Genomic DNA, 22,077 nt, shown 5'->3' with positions numbered 1-22,077 from the left:
CGGCTCGTGACGCATGGATACAACGCTCACGGCCATCACTACAATAATGGATCCAAGAATGCTCGACTCATTTTTCAAACTGCGCCAGAGCGGCACCGACACGCGGACCGAGATCCTCGCCGGCGTCACCACGTTCCTGACCATGGCGTACATCATCTTCGTCAATCCCACGATCCTGGGCGACGCCGGGATGCCGAAGGACGCGGTGTTCGTCGCGACGTGCCTCGTCGCGGCACTGGGCAGCCTCGTGATGGGCCTGTACGCCAACTACCCGATCGCGATGGCGCCCGGCATGGGCCTGAACGCCTATTTCGCCTACGCCGTCGTGCTGGGCATGAAGGTGCCCTGGCAGGCGGCGCTGGGCGCCGTGTTCGTGTCGGGCTGTTTGTTCATCCTCGTCTCCGTGTTCGGGCTGCGCGCGATGATCGTGGGCGGCATCTCGCGTTCGCTGCGCGTGGCGATCACGGTGGGCCTCGGGATGTTCCTCGCGCTGATCGCGCTGAAGAGCGCCGGCATCGTCGTGGCCAGCCCGGCGACGCTCGTGCAGGCGGGCGACCTGCACAAGCCGGAGGCCATCATGGCCGTCTTCGGCTTCCTGCTGATCGTCACCCTCGACCGCCTCAAGGTGCGCGGCGCGATCCTGATCGGCATCGTCGTCGTGACGATCCTCTCGTTCTTCTTCGGCGGGAACACGTTCCACGGCCTCGTCTCGGCCCCGCCGTCGATCGCGCCGACCTTCGGCCAGCTGGACATCAGGGGCGCCCTCGGCGTCGGCATCCTGAACGTGGTGCTTGTGTTCTTCCTCGTCGAGCTGTTCGATGCCACCGGCACGCTGATGGGCGTCGCCAGCCGCGCGGGCCTGCTCGTGGAAGGCAAGATGGAACGCCTGAACAAGGCCCTGCTGGCGGACAGCGCCGCGATCGTCGCCGGCTCGGTGCTGGGCACGTCGAGCACGACGGCCTATATCGAAAGCGCGTCGGGCGTGCAGGCCGGCGGCCGTACGGGCCTCACGGCGTTGACCGTGGCCGTGCTGTTCCTGGCCTGTCTGTTCATCGCCCCGCTCGCGGGCGTGGTGCCCGCGTACGCGACGGCGCCCGCGCTGCTGTTCGTCGCGTGCCTGATGCTGCGCGACCTGGGCGACATCGAGTGGAACGACACGACGGAAGCGGTTCCGGCCGCGATCACGGCGCTCGTGATCCCGTTCACCTACTCGATCGCGGAAGGCATCGCGTTCGGCTTCATCACCTACGCGCTGCTCAAGCTGACCACCGGCCGCGCGCGCGAAGTCAAGCCGGTGATCTGGGTGATCGCGGCCCTCTTCGCCTTCAAGATCGTCTATATCGGAAGCTGAACTACGCGGCGGCCGGCATGCGCCCGGCCGCCAGCAGCTGCGCGAATTGGTCCGCCGGCACGGCGCGGCTGAACAGCCAGCCCTGCACGAGGTCGCATCCGAGGTCGGCCAGCAAAGCCAGCTGGCCGGCCGTCTCCACCCCTTCCGCCACCACCGACAGCCGCAGGCCATGTGCCATCGCGACGACGGCGCGTGCGATCGCCAGGTCGTCGGCATCCGTCTCCAGGTCGCGCACGAACGAGCGGTCCAGCTTCAGGCGGTCGACCGGGAACCGCTTCAGGTAGTTCAGGTTCGAATAGCCGGTGCCGAAATCGTCGATGGCGAGCCGGATGCCCATCCCCTTCAGCCGCGCCAGCAGCGCGATGCTCTTGTCCGCGTCGGCCATCGACGCGCTCTCGGTCAGTTCCAGTTCGAGCAGGCCCGGTTCGAGCCCGCAGTCGTCCAGTACGCGCCGCACCGTGCCCACGATGCGTTCGTCGAACTGGTGCGCCGACAGGTTCACGGCCACCGGCACGACGGGCAGGCCCGCGCGCCGCCAGGCCTGCAACTGGCAGCAGACCTTGTGCAGTACCCATTCCCCCATCTCGACGATCAGGCCCGATTCCTCGGCCAGCGGGATGAAGTCGTTCGGCGGCACGAGGCCCCGCTCCGGATGGCGCCAGCGCAGCAGCGCCTCCGCGCTGACGATCGATTTGCCGTCGACGGCGATCTGCGGCTGGTAATGGAGCTCCAGCTCCTGGCGTTCGAGCGCCCGGCGCAGCGCGTTTTCCAGCTTGAAGCGCTCGTTCGCGTCGCGGTTCAGTTCCGGTCGGTAGAACGCGTAGCGCTGGCCGACGCCGTCGGCCGCCTGGCGCAGCGCCGTTTCGGCGCCCCTCGCCAGCGTATCGTACGCGACGCCGTCGTTCGGATAGATCGCGATGCCGACGCTCGGGTCGAGGTGGAATTCGTCGTGCTGATACCTGTACGGTTGTCCCAGCGCGGCCAGCACGCGGCGTGCGCTGGCGGCCAGTTCGTCGGCGTCGGTGCGCAGCAGGGCCAGCGCGAACGCGCCTTCCGAGAAGCTGGCGGCCATGTCCTGGCTGCCCACCGCGCGCAGGCGCGCGGCCGCTTCCTGCAGCAGGGCCTGTTCCGCGCCGGGTCCCAGCGCCTCGCGGATCAGGGCCATGCGTCCGAAGCGCACGAGCATGAAGCCGAGCACGCGGCGGCCGGCCTGGGCCTGCACCTGTGCCTTGAGTTGGCGCAGGCGGTCGCGCAGCAGGTCGCGGTTCGGCAGTCCCGTGACGGCGTCGTAGTTGCTGGCATAGTGCAGCCGCTGCTCCGCGCCGCGCAACGCGGTGACGTCGATGCCGGTGCCGAGGACGAATTCGACGCTGCCGTCCTCGCGCCGCAGCAGCGTGTGCGTCCAGACGATGCTGCGCGTGCGCCCGTCGGGCGTCACCCATTCACCCTGCAGCCGCTGCGGCTGCGGGTCCTCGGCCAGGCCCGCGAACATGTGCCGGACGACCTCCGGGTCGGCGGCGCCGCGCACCACCTCCCAGTAGTGCCGCCCCATGGCCTGCGCCGCGCGCCAGCCGAGCGATTCCTCGCAGGCCCGGTTGAACGTCACGATGCGGCCTTCCGGGTCCGTCATGAGCACGAGCGTGCCCGCCGTCTCCACGATGGCGGACAGGCGGTTGCGCTCGGAGCGTAGCGCGTTCGTCCGTTCGACGACGAGCGCCTCGGCCCGCGTGTACAGGCGCGCGCGCTCCAACGCGAGTGCGATCTGCTGCGCCACGCCGGCCAGCAGCTCGCGATCTTCGTTACTGAATGCGTCGTGCCGGGCGCGCGCGTGCAATTCGCCGAGCCGGCGCGTCCCTGCGAGCAGCGGCAGGCAAAGCTGCGCCGGGTCGTCTCCCGCGCGGCCGTCCGCGCACGTGCAGGCGCTGGGGACGGGCCCCTCGCCCCGTTGCGCGAGCACGCGCACGGCGCCGTCGGGCGCGGCGGTGCTGATGGCGGCGCCCGCGAGCGCCGGGAGCCTGATCAGGTGATCCAGTGCGGCACGCGCCACGTCGGCCTCGCCGGCCGCCTCGTTCAGGGCGCTCGCGATCCGGCCGAGCAGCGCGAGCGAATCGACCATGCGCGCGAGGTCCGTATTCAGGCGCTGGGTGTCCTCGTGGGTGGCCACGAGCAGTTCGTAGATGCGGCGCCGCTCGTCCGCCATCACTTCCAGCGGCCGCGCCGGGTCGCCCGCGTCCCGTCCCTGCAGGATGCGGCGCACGCGGTCGCGCAGCTGGTCGGCATCGTACGGCTTGGGCAGGAAGCCGTCGGCGCCCGCTTCAAGGCTGCGCACGATGTCCTGCAGCGTGGTCAGGCGCGTCAGCAGCAGGACGGGCACGGCGGCCAGCCCCGCATCGTCCTTCAGGGCGCGGCACAGCGCATAGCCGTCCATGCGCGGCATGGCGATGTCGCTGACGACCAGGTCGGGCGCCATGTCACGCGCCATTTGCAGTGCGGCTTCGCCGTCGGCAGCCACGCGCACGCGCGCGGGGCAGTCCGGGTCGTGCGCCAGCACCCGGGCCAGGTGTTCGGCCTGTGTCGGGCTGTCCTCGGCCACGAGGATTTCATAGGGTCCCCGGGCGTTCTCTCTCTTGTGCGTTGTTGTCATCTTGTTCGCGCCGCGTTTGTTGGGCGGTCGTGCCGTCATGTCATACAGTCGGTGGCCGGTGCACCGCACACCCCGGCCGTCAGAACTTGCATTGATATTAGCTAAGATGGCTAAGCATTAACATTCGTAGTAGGTCTGTCCATGACAACGAACGTCATTACGAGCGAACCGGTTCGGCGCCGGTTTGACGGCGCCTGGCCGCGTTCCGCTCCGGCGCGACACAATTTAGGGTAGGAAAACGCGAAGAAGCCTGTCACGAATTCTATGACAATTGCTCAGACACATTGTTACCGTATGGCAACGTAAAAGCTCAGCCGGCGAGGCCGTGCTGGAGCGCGTAGCGGATGAGGGCCGCGTTCGTCGACAGCCCCATCTTGCGGAAGATGCGGGTGCGATAGGTGTTGACGGAGCTGATGCTGATGCCCAGCTCGGCCGCGACCTGCTTGATTTGCAAACCGGAACCGATCAGCGCGACGATTTCCGCTTCGCGCGGCGTCAGGCTGTGGTGCGGGGGACGCCCACCCGGACGCGCTTCGAGCGCGAGCAGTTCGCCCACCCGCGGCCCCAGCCATGTGCCGCCCGTGGCTGCGCGGCGCACCGCTTCCACGAGTTCCGCAGACGCCATCGCCTTGGAGACGTAGCCGAGCGCACCCGCGCGCAGCGAGGCGAGCGCGAACTTCTCCTCGGCGTGCATGCTGAGGATCACGACCCGCAGGTCGGGGAAATGGCGCCGCAGTTCGACGAGGCCGTCCAGCCCGTCGTAATCGGGCAGTGTCAGGTCCAGGATCACGACGTCTGGGCGAACCTGGGCGATGAGGGCGATCGCTTGCTTCAAGTCCGCGGCTTCGCCGACGATTTTTAGGTCGGCGCAGGGCCGTACGATCTTCTTGATTCCTTCGCGGATCAGTTCATGATCGTCGGCGATGACTAGCCTGATCAAAATGCTTCCTTCTTACATGCAAGCCGGTATTTCGGCAAAGCAAGCATTCTAGGCAACGTTTACGCACGAATGCAAACACAATCTTTGATCAGTTAACAATTGCACCAGATTTTGAGGCATTTCTCCAGATAAATATGTAAATTTTCTACGCGAAAGTATTTCGTCGGGCGCTTTGGGCTACAATGTCGCCTCCGCCGGCAGGCTCGGCCTGCCGCAGATGATCCGTGAACGACAGGCTGCGCATCGCTCCCGATGGCGACGGAAGGCAGCCAACCCGATGCCTATGAAATCTCTGATGCTTTGTGTGCTGGCAATGACCGGCGCGGGGGCGGCGATGGCCGCTCCGGACGACCTCGACAGCAGCGTGCCGTCGTCCAGTTACTTCACCCAGGCGCCGACGATGGCGATACCGGAAGGCAGCAACTGGTACACGTCGGCCGAGCTGGGTGCGATCACGACCTCGGGCAATACCGAAGGCACGTCCGTGACCGGCAAGATCGATGCGCGCCACGAGATGGCGAACTGGAGCAACGAATACATCGTCAGCGGCTATTTCAAGGAAGACGTCACGCACAACGACGACGGCTCCACGACGCGCACCCGCTCGGCCGAGCGCTACCAGGTGTCGGCGAAGGCGGCGTTCAAGCTGCTGGAAGACGGCAACCGTGCCTTCCTGCTCGGCTCGCACGTGAACGACAAGTTCGGCGCCTACACCCGCTATTCGTCGGTCGGCGTCGGCTACGGCACCCAGCTCCTCAAGCGCGACAATGAAACCGTCGACGTCGAAGTGGGTCCGGGTTATTTCCACGGCGAGAACGCGGCCGGCGGCGTCGAATCCGGCATGACCGTGCGCGGCGCGGCCCAGCTGCGCTGGCGCGTGAGCCCGTCCGCGGCATTTTCGCAGAGCGTCAGCGTGGAACGGGGCACGTCGAACATGCACTCGATCGCCGAGACGGCGCTGTCCACCAAGATCAACGGCACGATGCAGATGAAGGCCGCGTTCAGCGCGCGCAGCGATACGAACGTGCCCGACAACAAGAAGAATACGGATACGCAGACGTCGCTGACGCTCGTGTACTCGTTCTGAAAACACAAACGGCCGGGATATCCCGGCCGTTCCTTTGTTCTTCCCCCTTGGTTTATTTCGCCAGGATACGCCCGCTCAGCTGGATCGTGCCCTGCCCCGTCGCCATATCTTCCCCGCCCGTGATGTCGCCGCCGCCCGTCGCCTTGGCGTAACGGCCGGTGCCGCCCGTGACCTGGAACGTGGCGTTGCTGAACACGAATTTGGTGCCCACGCCCGTCGGCACGAACTGGCCGCTGTAGTTTGCGAAGATCAGTTCGCCGGTGAGCGTGGTGATCAGGAATTTGCCTTCGCTGAAGGTGTACGACGTGCCGCTCGGCGTGATGCAGTCGGTGGCCAGGAACGTGACCTTGTTGCCGACCAGGCTGCTGGTGCCGAAACCGAGAATGGTGCCGCCAAAGTTGGATGCGCAACGGGCGGACGGGCCCGGGATTTCCTGCAGCACACCGGACACCTTGAAGTCCTTGTACGTGGCCGGAGCGGCGGAAGCGCAGAGCGCGGCAGACATGAGGACGGCGCCGGTGGCGAAACGCAGGACATACTTGAACATGAAGTTCTCCAAATAAATTGTTGAAACCGAATTTTAGCGATTTGCTATCGTTTCGTGTGGACGATTGTGTATTTTATTGTAATTGCGTTGGTAAATACGACACTTATTGTGTCAATATTTCAACACATTAGTCCACCGGAGCGTGTCTTGGCGTAACGTGGCAGTGCATCCGCGAGATGCAGCCAGCGCACTTGCTGGGACGCAAAGGTATGGTCGGCCGGCGGTACGGCGTCCGGATCGTCCAGGCTGCACGTCGTGACGTCGATCTCGTCGGCGGCGCCGGCGCCGTGCCACGTCAGCTGCGTGCCGCACTGGCCGCAGAACAGGCGTTCGACGCCGGGGCTCGATGCGTTGCGGGCCGGACTGCCGCGGGTCCAGCGCAGGGCGTCGCGGCGCACGCTGAACCACGCGAGGGCGGGCGCACCGCTCGCGCGGCGGCAATCGACGCAGTGGCACAGCGTGGCGTTGAAAGGCTTTCCCGACGCCTCGTAACGCACCGCGCCGCACATGCATCCGCCCTGCAGGCCCATCGCCCTCTCCCGTCGTCGTGTCAGCGCGCCGTGGCCGGCGTTCCGCTGCTTGCCGGCGCCGTCAGTAGCAACGCGGCGAGGCTGATGACGGACGCTGCGCTCAGATACCAGCCCACGGTCTGCACGCCGTAGTTGGTCGCGAGCCATGTTGCCACGTACGGCGCGAGCGAGGCGCCCAGGATGCCCGCCAGGTTGAACGTCAGCGATGCGCCCGTGTAGCGCACCTCGGGCGGGAACATTTCCGACAGCAAGGTGCCCAGCGGGCCATACGTCAGGCCGATCAGGCATTGGCCCAGCACGAGGAACAACGCCACGAGCGTCAGCTGGCCGGACCCGAACAGGGGGCCGAACAGCAGGCCGAACAGTGCCAGGCCGACGGACACGAGGATCATCGCGGCGCGCCGGCCGTGGCGGTCGGCCAATACGGCGGCGATGGGGATCGTGAGGCCGAAGAAGACGATGGCGCCCAGTTGCAGCAGCAGGAAGGTCTGGCGCGAATAGCCCAGCGCGGACGTGCCCCAGCTCAGGGCGAACACGGTCATCAGGTAGAACACGACGAACGTGGCCAGCGCGGCGAGCGTGCCCAGTACGAGGGCGCGCGTGTGGTTCGCGAACACGGCCGCGACGGGCAGCTTCACGCGCTCGTTACGATCGAGCACGGCCTGGAAATCCGGCGTTTCCGTGATCTTCAGGCGCACGTACAGGCCGACCAGGACCAGCAGCGCACTGGCCAGGAACGGAATCCGCCAGCCGTAACGCAGGAAATCGGCATCGGACAGGGTCTGCGACAGCAGCAGGAACACGCCGCTCGACAGGAAGAAGCCGATCGGCGCGCCCAGTTGGGGGAACATGCCGTACCACGCGCGCTTGCCCGGCGGCGCGTTTTCCGTCGCCAGCAGCACGGCCCCGCCCCACTCGCCACCCAGGCCGAGGCCCTGGCCGAAGCGGCACAGCGCGAGCAGCAGCGGCGCCACCGTGCCGATGGTGGCATAGGTGGGCAGCAGGCCGATGAAGACGGTGGACAGGCCCATCGTCAACAGCGCGGCCACGAGCGTGGCCTTGCGCCCGACGCGGTCGCCGAAGTGGCCGAACACGGCCGAGCCGACGGGGCGCGCGAAAAAGGCGATGGCGAACGTGGCCAGCGACTGGAGCGTGGCCGCCGCGGGATCCCCGGCCGGGAAGAACAGCTTCGGGAACACGAGCACGGCGGCCGTGGCATAGATATAAAAGTCGAAGAACTCGATGGTGGTGCCGATGAGGCTGGCGAACAGGACGGTCGCCGGGCGGTTCTGTGGGGTGTGCGTCGCGGTACCGGTCATGCGGCACCGGCCTGCGACAACGCGTCGGCGAGCTCGCTGCTCGCGACCGGGCGCACGACGCGCGCGACTTCGTGTCCATCCTTGAGCACGACGACGGTCGGCCACAGCTTCACCTTGAACGAACGGCCCAGCTTGCGTCCGGGGCCGTCCTCGACCTTGATGTGCTGGACGCCGGGGTACGGTGCCAGCGCGTCGTCGATGAGGCTGGCCGCCGCCTGGCAATAGCCGCACCAGTTCGTGCCGAAGTCGAGGGCGACCACGCCGGGCAGCGCGTCGATGGCGCCGCGCTCGGGCTGCGCCGTGTCATAGGGTTTGCTCATGCATGTCTCCATGTTGTCGATCACGCTAGCCTACAACAAAACATGCCGCTGGAGTAAGTCCAGGCCGCTTTTAAGGCGGCCACAACGTGAAACACCGAACGGAATATGGCCGGGACCGGTGGCATCCTGCACTTGTATCGACCAAGGAGGCCATCATGTCCGATAACCTGCAAAACCGCGGCCAGCAGGACCGCACGCGCATCAACCTGCACGAAAAATGGGAAGTCCAGTACTGGACCAAGGAATTGGGCGTGACCGAGGAAGAGCTGGCGAAGGCCGTCAAGGACGCCGGCAGCAGCAGCGCCGAGGCGGTTCGCCAGCACCTGCGCGGCACCCGTCACTGATCCGGTAAGTACCTTGCCCGACGCCCGCCCGGCCCCGCCGGCCGGGCGCTATCCTTTCGCGCGTGCTCCCGCGCAACCCGTCCTTTCGAAAGGAGCCCGATGACTATCCGCGGCTATTTCTCCAACCTCGACATCAGCTGGACCAATGCGGCCGTGGCACTGACCGCGGCCGTCGTCAGCTTCATCGCCATCCACGGCGCCGTGCGCCTGTTCCGCCGCCGTCTCGACCAGTTCGACGACGAGCGGGCCCATAAACCCATCGTCGAAGTCCTGCGCCACACGCTCGCGCGCACGAGCAACCTCGCCATCCTCGCGACCTCGATCCTGATCGGCGTGTCGATGCTCGACCTGCCGCCGCCGTGGAACCAGCGCATCGGCCACCTGTGGTTCATCACGCTCGGCGCGCAGCTTGCCCTGTACCTGCACCACGCGATCGCCGTGACGGCGCGGCGCTATTTCCGCGTGCACGGCAAGGGCCTGGAAAACGACCAGGTCACCGTCGCGCACACCTTGATGATCTGGGCGCTGCAATGGAGCGTGTGGACCGTGTTCCTGCTGGCGATGCTGTCCAACCTCGGCATCAACGTGACGACGTTCGTCGCGAGCCTGGGCATCGGCGGTGTGGCCATCGCGCTGGCCGTGCAGAACGTCCTCGGCGACCTGTTCGCGTCCCTCGCGATCGCGACCGACAAGCCGTTCGAAGTGGGCGACGCGATCTCGGTGCCCGAATTCTTCGGCACGATCGAGCACGTGGGGCTCAAGACGACCCGGATCCGCGCGCTGTCGGGCGAGCAGATCGTGATCGCCAACGCGGAGCTCCTGCGCAAGACGGTTCACAACTTCAAGCGCCAGAACACGCGGCGCGTGCAGTACACCCTGCGCATCAATCCCGCCACGCCGCACGAACTCGCGGCGCAGCTGCCGGAACGGGTGGGCGCCATCATCGCGGCCAGGGACAAGGTGAAACTCGACCACGTCAACCTGACGACGATGGACCAGAACTACCTGGAATACGACATCGTCTACAACCTGACGGATGCCAACTACGGCCTGTACCTGCAGACCCAGCAGGCCGTGCTGCTGGAGACGATGCAGCTGCTGCGCGACCTGGACATCTCGACGGCGCCGCGCGCGCAGGAACTGCTGCTGCGGCAACCGGCCGCCAACGACGCGCGCAGCGAGGTCCCCGCGCCCCCGCAGGCCCGGCCCATGCATTGACCAGCGGAACCGGACGCCGCCTCCCGGCGTCCGGCCCTATCATCCGAGCCTCCAATGTTCGATCAGGAGGTCACGATGCAGCAACATCAACCCGCGCAACAACAGACGCCGCCCGGCCACGAGGCGCAACTGACGCCGAAAGCGGACCACGGCGAGACGAGCTATGTCGGCCACGGCCGGCTCAAGGACAAGGCCACCGTCATCACGGGCGGCGACAGCGGCATCGGCCGCGCCGTCGCCCTCGCCTTCGCGCGCGAAGGGGCCGACGTGCTGATTTCCTACCTCGACGAGCATGACGATGCGCGCGAGACGGAACGCCTCGTACGTGAGGCCGGCCGGAAAGCGGTGCTGGTCCCCGGCGACATCGCGGATCCCGCCCACTGCCGCGCCATCGTCGACCGCGCGGTACAGGCATTCGGCCGCATCGACGTGCTGGTGAATAATGCGGCGTTCCAGATGACGCGCGAGTCGCTGGACGAGATCCCGGACGACGAATGGGACCGCACGTTCGCGGTCAACATCTCGGCCATGTTCCACATCTGCAAGGCGGCCGTGAAGCACATGAAGCCCGGGTCGTCGATCATCAACACGACGTCGATCAACTCGGACAATCCGAAGCCGACCCTGCTGCCGTATGCGACCACGAAGGGCGCCATCGCCAACTTCACGGCCGGCCTCGCGCAGCTGCTGGCGGAAAAAGGGATACGTGTGAACTCCGTCGCGCCGGGGCCGATCTGGACGCCGCTGATCCCGTCGACGATGCCGCCGGACCAGGTAGAGCGCTTCGGCCAGCAGGTGCCGATGAAGCGGCCGGGCCAGCCGGTGGAGGTGGCGCCCGTGTACGTGATGCTGGCGTCGGACGAAGCCAGCTACATTTCCGGGGCGCGCATCCCGGTCACGGGCGGCACCCCGATCCTGTGATCACGCATCGTTCGGCGGCGGCAGCGTGATGCCTTCCTGCTGCAGTTCCGGCTGCGGCGGCGCCGGCGGTTCATTCTCGGGCGGCTGCGGCGTGTCGGGTGGCGGGCCGCCTTCCTGCTGCATGTCGCCGCCCTCTTCCATGTCTTCCTCGGGCGGCGGCTCCGCGTGACGCGTCACGGGTTCGGGTTTGCGTCCGCCCGGGAACAGCGCGTCGCCGCTGATCTTGCCGCTGTCGAGCGCGGACTTGAAGAAGTCGCCCACGAGCAGGATCGCGCTGTGCCCGCCCTGCCCCCAGTAGTTCGACCGCATCGTGACGCGGTTGTCGTTGAAGCCGACCCACGCACCCGCGACGAGGTTCGGGTGCATCATGATGAACCAGCCGTCCGCGTTGTTCTGCGTGGTGCCCGTCTTGCCGGCCACGTCGGCCGTGATGCCGAAGCGGTAGCGAATGCCGGTGCCCGTGCCGCGGTTGATCACGCCGCGCATCATGTCGATCAGGGTGATGGCCGACTCCTGCGACAGCACCCGCTGCGGCGTCTGCGACGCGAAATCGGCGATCACCTGGCCGTTGCGGTCCGTGATGCGGCGCACGAACACCGGTTTGCGGTATTCGCCCTGCGCGGCGATCGACGAATACGCGTTGACCATCTCCAGCAGGGTGACCGGGCTGGAGCCCAGCGCGATCGACGGCACGGGCGCCAGCTTGCTCGTGCGGACGCCCAGGTCCTGCGCCAGCTTGACGACGGGCGCCACGCCGATGTCGCGCACGACCTGCGCCGTGATCGTGTTCTTCGAATAGACGAGGCCATCGCGCATGGTCAGCTGGCGGCCCGTTGTGCCGCTGTTGTCCGTCGGGCGCCACACGGTGCCGTCGTCGAAGCGGATCGTCGTGACAGCGTCCAGGTAGGCGTGGTCCGGCGCGATGCCCTTTTCCAGCGCCGCGGCGTAGACGATCGGCTTGAACGTGGAGCCGGGCTGGCGCGCGGCCTGGGCCACGTGGTCGTACTGCTCCTTCTCGAAGTCGCGGCTGCCCACCCATGCCTTGATCTCGCCCGTCGTCGGGTCCATCGCGAGGAAGCCCGCCTCCAGGCGCGATTTCGACGCCTTCAGCTGGCGCATGAAGTTGCGGTCCGCCTTCAGCTTCTTCAGGACCGCGACCGGGTTCTCGCCGCCGTCGACGGCCTTGCGGTAGTCGGACGATTCGCGGATGAACGTCTCCAGCAGTTCGCCGTGCGACTGCCAGTAGTATTCGAACGGGTTCACGCCGTCGCGCATGTCGACATAGGTCTGCGTGGACGTCGCGTTGATCGGCCAGGAATGGGCCCAGTCGACGTCGGCGATGGCCTGCAGCGCGCCGGCCTGGCGTTCGACGGCGCGCTGCGCGGCCTGCTGCAGGTCGTAGTCGAGCGTCGTCTGCACGACGAGGCCGTCCTGCTGCAGGTCGGCGTCGTGCTTCTCGGCCCAGTCGACGAGCCAGCGCCGCACATAGGCCGTGAAATGGTCGTCCTTCCCGTTGCGTTCCGCCATGCGCGCGAAATGCAGGCGCAGCGGCCGTTTCACGAGCTGGCGGTACCTGGCCTCGTCGATGGCGCCCGCCTTCAGCATCTGCCCCAGCACGACGTTGCGGCGCGCAAGCGAACGTTCCGGGTTCGTCACAGGGTTGTAATAGGCCGTGCCCTTCAGCATGCCGACGAGCGTGGCCGCTTCCGTCTCGTTCAGCTGGGCGGCCGTCTTGTTGAAGTACGTGTGCGCGGCCGCTTCGATGCCGTACGTGTTGTACAGGAACGGGACGGTGTTCAGGTAGGCTTCGAGGATTTCCGTCTTGCTGTACGTGTTCTCGATCTTGAAGGCGGTGATGAGTTCCTTCAGCTTGCGGTTGATGTTGCGCGCGCGGCCGATCTCGTCGCGGAACAGGTTGCGCGCAAGCTGCTGGGTGATCGTCGAGCCGCCCTGCGCATCGCCCTTCAGGTTGGCGACAACAGCGCCGGCGATGCGCGTGAAGTCGACGCCGTGGTGGTCGTAGAAGCGGTGGTCCTCCGTCGCGATGAGGGCATTGACGACGTTCGGCGACACGGCCGACAGCGGCACCTTCATCTGGATGCCCTGCTCGAAACTGGCCAGCTGGCGGCCGTCGGCCGAGACGACGACGGTGGGCCGCGCCACGCGGGCCTGCTTGACGTCCTCGATGCCGGGCGTGAGCGGAAACAGCAGCGCGATCCAGACGGCGAACAGCGTCACGAGCAGCAGTGCGAGCCCGGCGGCGATGTACAGCCAGCGCAGGTGCGGCGGTTTGGTCATCAGGTGCCCGTGCGCCCGCGCATAGGCTTGCCTGGCGCGGGCCCCGGCGCGGTCGATCATCCTGCGTTCGCGTCCGTTCCAGCCCTTGCCCTCGTTATGGTCTTCCACTCTCGTTTCTTCCTGTCAGCTAGCTTGTCAATGGCGGCACAAGTATAGCCGACGGCCCGCTGACTTTCGGTTAGCGCACGCTCATACCGTTCGCGTCATGCGGTATCATGTGCCGCCCCGTGCGCAGCAGGCGCTCGACGTCGGCGCGTGACGCCGCCTGTGCATATACGTGGCCCTGCACCTCGTCGCAGCCGCGCCGGCGCAGGTAGTCCAGTTGCGCTTCGGTTTCCACGCCCTCGGCGATCACGCGCATGTGGAGGCCGCGCGCGAGCTCGATGATGGCCGCGACCATCGCCGCGTCGTCCTCGCTGAACGGGATGTCGCGCACGAAGCTGCGGTCGATCTTGAGCACGTCCACGGGAAAGCGGCGCAGGTACGACAGGCTCGAATAGCCGGTGCCGAAATCGTCGATCGACAACTGCACGCCCATCTGCTTCAGTTCGCGCATCGTGCGGATCGCGCTTTCCACGTCGCCCATGACGAGGCTTTCCGTGATCTCCACTTCGAGGCAGCCCGCCGACAGGCCCGTCTCGTCCAGCACGCGGGCGATCTCGCGCACGAGGTTCGGTTCGGCGAACTGGCGTGCCGACAGGTTCACGGCGATGCGTAAATGACCCAGTCCGGCATGCTGCCACGCGCGGCTCTGGCGGCACGCCGTGCGCAGCACCCACGCGCCGATGGGCACGATCAGGCCCGTCTCCTCGGCCAGGTTGATGAAGCGGTCGGGCCGCACCATGCCCAGGCTCGGATGGCGCCAGCGGATCAGCGCTTCCAGCCCGACGACGGCGCCGGTCTCCAGGTCGACCTGCGGCTGGTAGTACAGCTCGAACTCGTCGTGCACGAGCGCGCTGCGCAGCGCGCCTTCCAGCGCGAGGCGTTCGCGGGCGCGGGCATTCATCGTCGGCATGTAGAACTGCACCATGTTGCGGCCCAGTTCCTTGGACCGGTACATGGCCACTTCCGCGTGCTGGATCAGCGCGGCGGCGTCGGTGCCGTCGGCCGGGAACGCGGCCAGGCCGGCGCTGCCCGTGAGGACGAGGTCCTGCCCATGCAGCTCGAGCGGGTGGGCGAGCGCCTGCAGCACGGCGTTGACGGTGGCCGCCGCGTCGGACTCGTTCTCGCGGCCCGGCAGCACGAGCACGAATTCGTCGCCGCCCGTGCGGGCCACGGTGTCCGTGCGCCCGACAGCCGCGCTGATGCGCTGTGCGGCGGCCTTCAGCAATTCGTCGCCGGCGTCGTGGCCCAGCGTATCGTTGACGAACTTGAAGTGGTCGAGGTCCAGCGCCGCCACCCACACCGTGGCGCGCCCGGCCGCGAGGTTGATCGCGTTGTCGATGCGATCGTGCAGCAGCGCGCGGTTGGCGAGGCCCGTCAGCGTGTCGAAGCGGGCGCGCGCCTCCAGCTCGGCCTCGTAGCGCTTGGCCATCGTCACGTCGTACTGCGCCATCACGAAGTGCGTCGTCACGCCGTCCTCGTTGTTGACGGGCGCGATATACACCTCGGCATACATGTCCTCGCGGCCGCGCCGCAGCAGGCGCATCGACACGTGGCCCTCGCGCCGCTCGCGGATCGCGGCGCGCAGTTCGGCCACGCCAGCCTGGTCGGGTTCGCGGTTGCCCAGGTCGAGCAGGCCCCGCCCGACCACCTCGGACGCCGTCACGCCGCGCATGCGTTCGAACGCCGGGTTCACGTACTCGATGGGGTAGCCGGGCCGCGTCGCGCTCACGAGGATGATGGCGTTCGCGCTGGCGTCGATGGCGCGCCGGTACAGCCGCAGCGCGTCGAGGGCGTCGTGCAGGTCGGCCGTGCGGCTTTCGACGAGCGCCTCGATGCGGCGTGTGCGCTTGACGCGGCTTTGCACGTACGCGGACGTGGCGATGCTCACGAGGCAGCCGAGGACGAGCGCGATGAGGGCGCCGGCGCTGCCCGCCATTTCGCTTGAGCGCCCGGTGACGCGCAGCTCCCACGGCATCCCGGCCACCTCGAACGTGTGGCGGTTCGTGAAGACGGCGTCGCCGAGCCACGCGTGCCAGGCGGGCCGGCTCGTGCGGTCCAGCGCGTCGTGCAGAAAGGCGCGCTGCGGGCCGTCGAGGCCGCGGCCCGTCAACTCGATCCGGAGGCCATTGCGCGCCAACATGTTCGATTTGGCGAGCGTCGTGCTAACCAGCGTGGCGACGTCGATCACGACGGCCGTGTCGCCCAGCGCCGCGGCGCTGCGCGCGGCCGCGTTCGTGAGCGCCGCCCCGCGCCGGTATACGGGCATCATCAAGATGAAGCCGAGATGGCCGCCGCGCTGCAGCAACGGCACCATGAGGCTGGACGCCGGCTGGCCCGTGTCGATGGCGCGCATGAACGTGGAGCCCTGCTGGGCGAACGAAAAGGCGTCGTAGCCCAGCGTGACCTCATTGCCCGCCATCGGCTCGATGTAGTCGACGACGAGGTAGCGCGGGCGCGGCGCCGCGCGCACGAGCGTGACCCTGTTCCCGTTCGCGCGGCGTTCGCGGATCTCGAAGCCGGGCCGGAAGCGCTGGTTCGCCGCCTCGAACGCGGCGCGCTCGTGGCTTGCCACCATGCGGTGGAACACGACGGCCTGCAGGTAAGGATGGCTGGCCAGCAGCGGCCGGGTAAAGGCGCCGAACTCGTCGCGGCTGGCGATGCCCACGGAGGAAAACAGGGCGTTGGCCGCCCGCAGCACGTCGAGCGCGTCGCCGAAGCTGCGCGTCACGGTGGCGTTGCGGATTTCCGCGCGCTGCAGGAATTCGGAGCGGGCCCGTTCGCGTTCCGCGTTGACCATCCCGACGACCAGCACGGCAGTAAGACCCAGTCCCGCCAGCAGTGTCAGCACCGCGGCAGGAGTCGGGGGCCGCGCGCGGGCGCGGCCGAGGCGCACTTTCCGTGTCAGCATGTCCCATGCTAGCGCATTTGGACATGCGGGCGTGGCTTATTTCCGTGCCGCCTCAGTCTGCCGTCGGCGGTTGTGCCGGCGCCAAGTTCGGGGCCGGTACGCGGCCCAGCTGGAGCCGCGCGAGGGTCGGATAAAGAGGCGGACTGATCAGGCGCGCGACGGCAAATGCGATCAGCGCACACGCCATCAGGCTCAGCACCATGGCGTGGCCGTCCACCATCTCCATCACGATGATGAAGGCCGTCAGCGGCGCCTGCGTGGCGGCCGCGAGGAAGCCGACCATGCCCAGCGCGATCAGCGCCGGTACCTGCATGCCATATAACAGCAGCGCGACGTCGTTGCCGAACGCGGCGCCGATCGCGAGCGACGGCGCGAAGATGCCGGCCGGGGCGCCGGACCACGTCGTCAGCCACGTCGCGAGGAATTTGAAGGGCGCATAGGCGAACGGCATTGCCGCACTGCCCTCCACCATCGTGCGCGTGGTGGCGTAGCCGGAACCGAACGCGGCGCCGCCCGTCGCGATGCCGATCAGCGCGACGCCGAGGCCGCACGCGGCCGCGAACAGCACGGGCCGGCGTGCGCGCCAGCGGCTGACGCGGTCGGGACTGGCACCGGACAGCGACGCGATCATCAGGCGCGAGAACAGCCCGCCGGCCAGGCCGGACAGCACGGCGACGAGCAGGCCCGGCAGCAGGAGGTCCATGCCGATTGCAGGTGCGTGGATGACGCCGAAATACGCGCCGTTGCCGTGTGCCGAAACGGCGACGAGGCCCGCCAGCACGATGCCTGCGATGATCAGGCCGCTGGAGCGCTGTTCCGGCGCCCGCGCCAGTTCCTCGATGGCGAACATGACGCCGCCGAGCGGCGTGTTGAACGCGGCCGCGATGCCCGCCGCGCCGCCCGCGACGAGCAGCCCGTCGACGCCGACGGCGCTGCCGGCCGGGATCAGGCGGCGCGCCTGCAGCATGACGCCGGCCGCGATCTGCACGGACGGACCTTCGCGTCCGAGCGACAGGCCGCCCAGCAGGCCGCCGGCCGTCAGCAGGATCTTGGCGACCGACAGCCGCAGAGAAACGAACAGGCCGCGCTCGGCCTCGCCGACCTTCGTGTCGAGCGTGGCCATCACCTGCGGGATGCCGGAACCGCCCGCGCCGGGCGCGAAGCGGCGCGTGCACCAGACGACCGCAGCGGTGCATAACGGGGTCCAGATGAGCGGGCTCCACCACGCGAGGGCGCGCAGCGCGGCGAAACGCCCGTAGGCCGCCTCGGCCAGCCAGGTAAAACCGACGACCGTCAGGCCCGCCGCGGCGGAGAGCAGGACGACGATGCCGCGCACAGTCCACAGGCGCCAGTCGCCCAGTTCGCGGCGCAGGTCCGGTGCCGTGTTCATGGTTTGACCCGCTTTCGATATCGTTGCCTGAATATCATATTCCGGCGGCCTTTCGGGTTTTCCGCTATCATTCTTGCATGTCCTCGTCTTCCGAAACCAATGCGGCTTCCGAGTCGTCCCTGGCGCCGTCCACCCGCGTGCTGCGCCAGTTCCGCGTCGTCTTCAATTCCGTCAAAACCCATTTCCGCCAGGTCGAGCGCGAAGCGGGCGTCGGCGGCGCCCAGCTATGGGCACTGTCTGTCATCGACCGCCGTCCCGGCATCGGCGTGACGGAACTGGCGCGCGAGCTGGACATTCACCAGTCCACCGCCAGCAACCTGATCAAGAGCCTCGTCGAGCGCGGCCTCGTGGCCACGAGCCGCGAAGGCACGGACCGGCGCAGCGTGTCGCTGCGCATCCAGCCGGCGGGTGCCGATGTCCTGCGCACCGCGCCCCTGCCCTTCACCGGCGTGCTGCCGGACGCCCTGTCCGCGCTCGATGCCGACACGCTGGCGCGGCTGGAGCACGACCTGTCCAAGCTGATCGCCCTGCTCGAGGCGGATGAAGCCAGTGCGAACGTGCTGTTGTCGCAGATGTAAAAAAGAAGCCCGCGGCAAGCCACGGGCTCAAGAGATACTTTGGTATCCTCATCGCTGATCGCGAAGGCTGCAACAAGCAACCCCGCTCACAGGTTCATTGTCACATAAAACGTGTATTGAAGGCAATCACATTTGTGGCAATACATCAGACCCGCGGTTCGGCACAACGGGAATGCCGGCCCTCCACCGTGCAGGTATTCCGTTCCTTGCCGTCGCGGTCGTGGACGATCACGCGCCATGCATCCGGGCCCGTCCTCTCCATCGTCATGAAACCGAAACCGTCGATCCACGAACTCATCGCCTCGAGCACCGCACCCGGCGCCGGCGGCGGCCCGGCCGGCGGCGTCTGCGGCAGCGGGACGATGTCTTCCGCCGTGCCGGCGAAACCCGCGACGAACTGGGTCGGGTGATCGCTGGTAAAACTCGTCTGCTCCCACAGGTGCACGTGGCCGGACAGCAGGACGTCGATGGTCGCCGGCAGCAGGCGTGGATCGAGCGCGCCGAACACCTGCGTGAGCCCGGCGTCGCCGCCGAACAGCGTGACGGCGCCCGTGCGTGCATCGCGCAGCGCGCCGTAGGCGTACAGCGGATGGTGGTCGACGGCGATGTTGTAGCGCTGGCGGCGGGCCAGCCCCTCGATCTTGCGCCACGTGTCCGTGTAGCGCGCGATGGCCGGGTCGCCCGGTTTGAATCCGCGCCAGTTCGTGTTCGCGCTGTCGAACACGATCAGTTGTGCGCCGCCGCCCAAAGGCACCGCATACGGGTCCGCGTAGTCTGCCTGTTCGTCCGTCGCCGGGTCGTCGCAGTTCGCGGCCGGGTCGTAGGCGTGGGCGTCGAGGAAGCGCCACCACCCCTGCCCGCCGCGCGCGCACGACTCGTGGTTGCCGCGCGCGATCACCCACGGTGCCGCGGCCAGCAACGTGCGCGCGGGCGCGAAGAAATCCGCGTTCCACGCGTCCCAGCCATAGCCGTACGGGCTGCCCGCGCAGCCGGGGCGGTCCCCCGGACACGGGTCTTCGCGATAATGAAAATCGCCCACGTGCACGACAAGGTCCGGCTTCCACGCGGCCGCACTCGCGGCCACGCGCGCGAACGGGTACGCCTGCGGGTCGTTACAGTCCTGGAATTCCTTGCCCTTCAGGCGGCAGCCCGTGTCGCCGATCACGACGATGCGTTTCAGCTCCGCCGCCGGCAGCGGCAGCGGCTGGCCGGCGACACTCACCTGTGTTACGCCGGGCGGAAGCGGGGTCTCGCACGACAGCACCGGGGCCGATACGGCATCGGGATGAAAACTCGCGCTGTGGTCCTTGCCGCGCAGCGGGATCGGGCCGCGAGGGGCACGCACGGCCATCGCCGCCGTGCGGCCGTCGATCGTGATCGCGGGACAGGTGGAAGCCGTGGTGACGGCGCGGGCGATCGGGGCGCCGTCCGCGCCCAGCATGACAAAGGCGGCGGCCGGCGGCGGTTCGGACGGCAGGCTCGCGCAGCCCGTCAGGACAGCGGCGACGGCGAGCGGCCGCAGGATCGGATGGATCATGGAGGGTCCGGGCAAAGTCGGCAATCTACCACAGCGGCGGCGCCATCGCCGTCGGCGCCCTGCTCGACGGCATTCCCGCGTCGATCGTGAGCGGCCTGTCGATGCCGGGCGGGCGGTGCTGTCGGCACCGTGGCGGCCGGGCGTCGACCGGGCGAGCTACCGGTCGGTGCAGCGATCCCGACAGACGTCCGTCAGGTTGTTCGCGATACTGTACTGGATCATGTCGCTCAGGCTCTTGCAGCGCAGCTTGACCATCGCCCTGGCCTTGTGCGTGCTGATCGTCTTGATACTCAGGTTGAGCACGGCCGCGATGCGGCTGACGCTCCGACCGCAGACGAGCATGGCGAACACGAGGAACTCGCGGTCGCTGAGCGACTCGTGCGGCAACTCATCCTTACCTTCCCACATGTGCAATGCGACTTCCTCGGCGAGTCGCTCGCTCATATGGACCTTTCCCAGGCTCACCCGGCTTGCGGCCTCGAGAAGCTCATCGGCGGGACGGCTTTTCATCACGTACCCCTTCACGCCGCAGCGGATCGCCCGCATGCCGAAGTGAAGCTCGTCCAGCTCGGTATACACGAGGACGTGGGCGCGCGGCGCTACGGCCCGGATTTGGCGCAGGAACGTCTCCTCGCTTCCGGCTGCGAGTACCGGATCGACGAGGATGATGTGATATTGCTCGCTTTGTAATTTACTGATCAGGTCGGAACGACTTGTTGCCTCGCGGACCACTGTATCCCGCGCCTGCCTGGCAAAGAGCGTACACACACCGAGCCGCATCGTCTCGCTTCGATCAGCCACCAGCATCTGTATCATGCTGCCTCCGTATGGTTAATGGGTAGTAATGTTTAAGTAAACACATCCATGATTAACCAATTGTCACCATTGGTCAATTTACCGTTTTGAAATTGATTCTCACCGAACTTCACTGTCGCAAAATTGCTGCAATGCGGCGAAGTTTTGCATGCATATCCCATAGCCGTTGAGAGGTTTGATTAAAGTCAAATGCTGCATCGCATCAGGCCGTAAGCTTGACCTTGTTCATTTTCAATAACTTACATGCAAATTATTGCGCCATGTCAAGAAAAAAGCTTATTGCATCGGCGAGCATGCACCCGGAGATCATCGCCATCGGTCTCGAAGTGACGCTCGATCCCAGTCGGCGCCGCTATTATTCCGCGCTCGTCCTGACGCTCGCGGATGCTGCCATGCAAGAATTTGTGAGGATTCTCGCCGCTGAACCACAGCGATCGCCCGGCGTCGAACCTGATCCCAGTGGTGATCCAGCAGCAGGACGTTAACTGATGGTTACCATCAATACTTCTTGCCGATCTGCATTCCGGGCGCCAGCGTCGGGCATTGCCCGATGAGCGGGCGGCGGCATGGACGCTTGCGTAACATCGCGTCGGTTGCCGGTTCGGCCCTCGCCAGGTCATGGGGCCGGCTTCGGGCAGCGGGCGCCATGACGCATCGCGACACCGCTGACCCGGCGCGCGGCGGCATCGAACGCCGCGTCGATGCCGTCACTGCGGACGTCATCCAGGTCGGCATTATTTTCATGAACGTCTACGGCCGGGACAACGCGGACGCTTTCTTCCTCACGGCCGACATCGTACCCACCGTCTACCGGAGAATCGTTGCAGGACGGTTTCGCCGGACCGTGCGCGGCGCCGATCCCGAGCCGGAAGGCATCCCGGCATGAGCCGCGCCGAAGACGAGCTACGGCATTTTCTTGGCGTCAATCGCAGGAAGGATCATGCCACGGCAGACATTGTCGAGATCGGTCTACTGTTCATGCGGGTCTTCGGCAACGACAAGGGATGGAGCTTTTTCCGCGGCACGCTGATCCAGCCGGAAGTGTGCTGGCGTGTGATGCGGCACAGGACACGCGGCTCACCGCCCGAGGTCGATCCCGAGCGCAAGGGCGGCATGGGCGGTCAACCGCCATGACGCCGGGCCCATGCATGGCTGGAACGTTGAGCGTGCCCGATGCCCGCGCCGGCGCCGCGCCCGTCACGTTGAATATCCGAGCCGTTGATT

At 67.1% G+C, this 22,077-nt stretch carries 20 protein-coding genes; 9 read left to right on the top strand and 11 right to left on the bottom strand.

What is annotated here, in order from left to right; translation table 11 throughout:
- Positions 1-58 precede the first annotated feature (58 nt).
- Entirely contained in the window at positions 59-1,351 is a 1,293-nt protein-coding gene (locus ACEN9G_RS28660; protein ID WP_413339353.1) for an NCS2 family permease, read from the top strand.
- A gap of 1 nt (position 1,352) precedes the next feature.
- On the opposite strand, the gene ACEN9G_RS28655 is transcribed toward ACEN9G_RS28660, so the two are convergent.
- Positions 1,353-3,995, bottom strand: a complete 2,643-nt coding sequence (locus tag ACEN9G_RS28655) for a GGDEF/EAL domain-containing response regulator (RefSeq protein ID WP_483127371.1) — start codon at positions 3,993-3,995, stop codon at positions 1,353-1,355.
- Positions 3,996-4,305: 310 nt separating this feature from the next.
- A complete protein-coding gene (locus ACEN9G_RS28650; protein ID WP_413339897.1) occupies positions 4,306-4,935 on the bottom strand; it encodes a response regulator in 630 nt (209 codons plus the stop codon).
- 283 nt (positions 4,936-5,218) lie between these two features.
- Here ACEN9G_RS28650 and ACEN9G_RS28645 point away from each other — a divergent pair, with 283 nt between their 5' ends.
- Positions 5,219-6,022, top strand: a complete 804-nt coding sequence (locus tag ACEN9G_RS28645; protein ID WP_483127370.1) for a DUF481 domain-containing protein — start codon at positions 5,219-5,221, stop codon at positions 6,020-6,022.
- Between the two features lie 52 nt (positions 6,023-6,074).
- Here ACEN9G_RS28645 and ACEN9G_RS28640 read toward each other — a convergent pair whose 3' ends face one another.
- From ACEN9G_RS28640 to ACEN9G_RS28625, 4 genes are all read right to left on the bottom strand, one after another.
- Complete coding sequence (locus ACEN9G_RS28640) at positions 6,075-6,569, bottom strand: hypothetical protein (RefSeq protein WP_413339896.1); 495 nt, start codon at positions 6,567-6,569, stop codon at positions 6,075-6,077.
- A gap of 119 nt (positions 6,570-6,688) precedes the next feature.
- Complete coding sequence (locus ACEN9G_RS28635) at positions 6,689-7,099, bottom strand: GFA family protein (RefSeq protein ID WP_413339894.1); 411 nt, start codon at positions 7,097-7,099, stop codon at positions 6,689-6,691.
- A gap of 20 nt (positions 7,100-7,119) precedes the next feature.
- The gene (locus tag ACEN9G_RS28630; RefSeq protein ID WP_413339892.1) at positions 7,120-8,418 is read right to left on the bottom strand and encodes an MFS transporter; all 1,299 of its coding nucleotides are present in this window, start codon (positions 8,416-8,418) and stop codon (positions 7,120-7,122) included.
- Complete coding sequence (locus ACEN9G_RS28625; protein ID WP_413339890.1) at positions 8,415-8,738, bottom strand: thioredoxin family protein; 324 nt, start codon at positions 8,736-8,738, stop codon at positions 8,415-8,417. Before ACEN9G_RS28625 ends, ACEN9G_RS28630 begins: the two co-directional genes overlap by 4 nt.
- Positions 8,739-8,893: 155 nt before the next feature.
- On the opposite strand from ACEN9G_RS28625, the gene ACEN9G_RS28620 reads away from it, so the two are divergent.
- The 3 genes from ACEN9G_RS28620 (at position 8,894) to ACEN9G_RS28610 (ending at position 11,221) form a co-directional block, all read left to right on the top strand.
- On the top strand, positions 8,894-9,082 hold the full coding sequence (locus tag ACEN9G_RS28620; protein WP_413339889.1) for a DUF3606 domain-containing protein: 189 nt from the start codon (positions 8,894-8,896) through the stop codon (positions 9,080-9,082).
- A gap of 99 nt (positions 9,083-9,181) precedes the next feature.
- The gene (locus ACEN9G_RS28615; RefSeq protein WP_413339887.1) at positions 9,182-10,300 is read left to right on the top strand and encodes a mechanosensitive ion channel family protein; all 1,119 of its coding nucleotides are present in this window, start codon (positions 9,182-9,184) and stop codon (positions 10,298-10,300) included.
- A gap of 54 nt (positions 10,301-10,354) precedes the next feature.
- Positions 10,355-11,221 (top strand): SDR family oxidoreductase, encoded by an 867-nt coding sequence (locus ACEN9G_RS28610; RefSeq protein ID WP_413339885.1) that lies wholly within the window; start codon positions 10,355-10,357, stop codon positions 11,219-11,221.
- Here ACEN9G_RS28610 and ACEN9G_RS28605 read toward each other — a convergent pair whose 3' ends face one another.
- From ACEN9G_RS28605 to ACEN9G_RS28595, 3 genes are all read right to left on the bottom strand, one after another.
- The gene (locus ACEN9G_RS28605; protein WP_483127369.1) at positions 11,222-13,627 is read right to left on the bottom strand and encodes a penicillin-binding protein 1A; all 2,406 of its coding nucleotides are present in this window, start codon (positions 13,625-13,627) and stop codon (positions 11,222-11,224) included.
- A 70-nt stretch (positions 13,628-13,697) separates the two neighbouring features.
- Positions 13,698-16,532, bottom strand: coding sequence for a bifunctional diguanylate cyclase/phosphodiesterase (locus tag ACEN9G_RS28600; RefSeq protein WP_483127368.1), 2,835 nt, complete (start codon positions 16,530-16,532; stop codon positions 13,698-13,700).
- Between the two features lie 52 nt (positions 16,533-16,584).
- The gene (locus ACEN9G_RS28595; RefSeq protein ID WP_483127367.1) at positions 16,585-17,922 is read right to left on the bottom strand and encodes a chloride channel protein; all 1,338 of its coding nucleotides are present in this window, start codon (positions 17,920-17,922) and stop codon (positions 16,585-16,587) included.
- A 77-nt stretch (positions 17,923-17,999) separates the two neighbouring features.
- On the opposite strand from ACEN9G_RS28595, the gene ACEN9G_RS28590 reads away from it, so the two are divergent.
- A complete protein-coding gene (locus ACEN9G_RS28590) occupies positions 18,000-18,500 on the top strand; it encodes a MarR family winged helix-turn-helix transcriptional regulator (RefSeq protein WP_413345339.1) in 501 nt (166 codons plus the stop codon).
- Between the two features lie 145 nt (positions 18,501-18,645).
- Here the strand turns inward: ACEN9G_RS28590 and ACEN9G_RS28585 are convergent, their stop codons facing one another.
- Together ACEN9G_RS28585 and ACEN9G_RS28580 are read right to left on the bottom strand one after the other, a co-directional pair.
- Positions 18,646-20,037 (bottom strand): metallophosphoesterase family protein, encoded by a 1,392-nt coding sequence (locus ACEN9G_RS28585; protein WP_483127366.1) that lies wholly within the window; start codon positions 20,035-20,037, stop codon positions 18,646-18,648.
- 156 nt (positions 20,038-20,193) lie between these two features.
- The gene (locus ACEN9G_RS28580; RefSeq protein ID WP_413340413.1) at positions 20,194-20,853 is read right to left on the bottom strand and encodes a LuxR C-terminal-related transcriptional regulator; all 660 of its coding nucleotides are present in this window, start codon (positions 20,851-20,853) and stop codon (positions 20,194-20,196) included.
- Positions 20,854-21,068: 215 nt separating this feature from the next.
- Between ACEN9G_RS28580 and ACEN9G_RS28575 the strand changes: the two genes are divergently transcribed.
- The 3 genes from ACEN9G_RS28575 to ACEN9G_RS28565 all read left to right on the top strand — a co-directional run bounded on the left by ACEN9G_RS28575 (position 21,069) and on the right by ACEN9G_RS28565 (position 21,987).
- Entirely contained in the window at positions 21,069-21,338 is a 270-nt protein-coding gene (locus tag ACEN9G_RS28575; RefSeq protein ID WP_413340411.1) for a hypothetical protein, read from the top strand.
- Between the two features lie 161 nt (positions 21,339-21,499).
- Positions 21,500-21,739 carry a hypothetical protein gene (locus ACEN9G_RS28570; RefSeq protein WP_413340409.1) on the top strand — a complete coding sequence of 80 codons (240 nt, stop codon included), beginning with the start codon at positions 21,500-21,502 and terminating at the stop codon, positions 21,737-21,739.
- Positions 21,736-21,987: a hypothetical protein gene (locus tag ACEN9G_RS28565; protein WP_413340407.1), complete on the top strand. Its 252-nt coding sequence runs from the start codon at positions 21,736-21,738 to the stop codon at positions 21,985-21,987. The genes ACEN9G_RS28570 and ACEN9G_RS28565 overlap by 4 nt, the downstream gene beginning before the upstream one ends.
- Positions 21,988-22,077 lie beyond the last annotated feature (90 nt).

Source organism: Massilia sp. Masssp94, assembly GCF_059491305.1.
The sequence above is the reverse complement of the archived record's forward strand: the minus strand, read 5'-3'. Positions and strand labels throughout refer to the sequence as shown.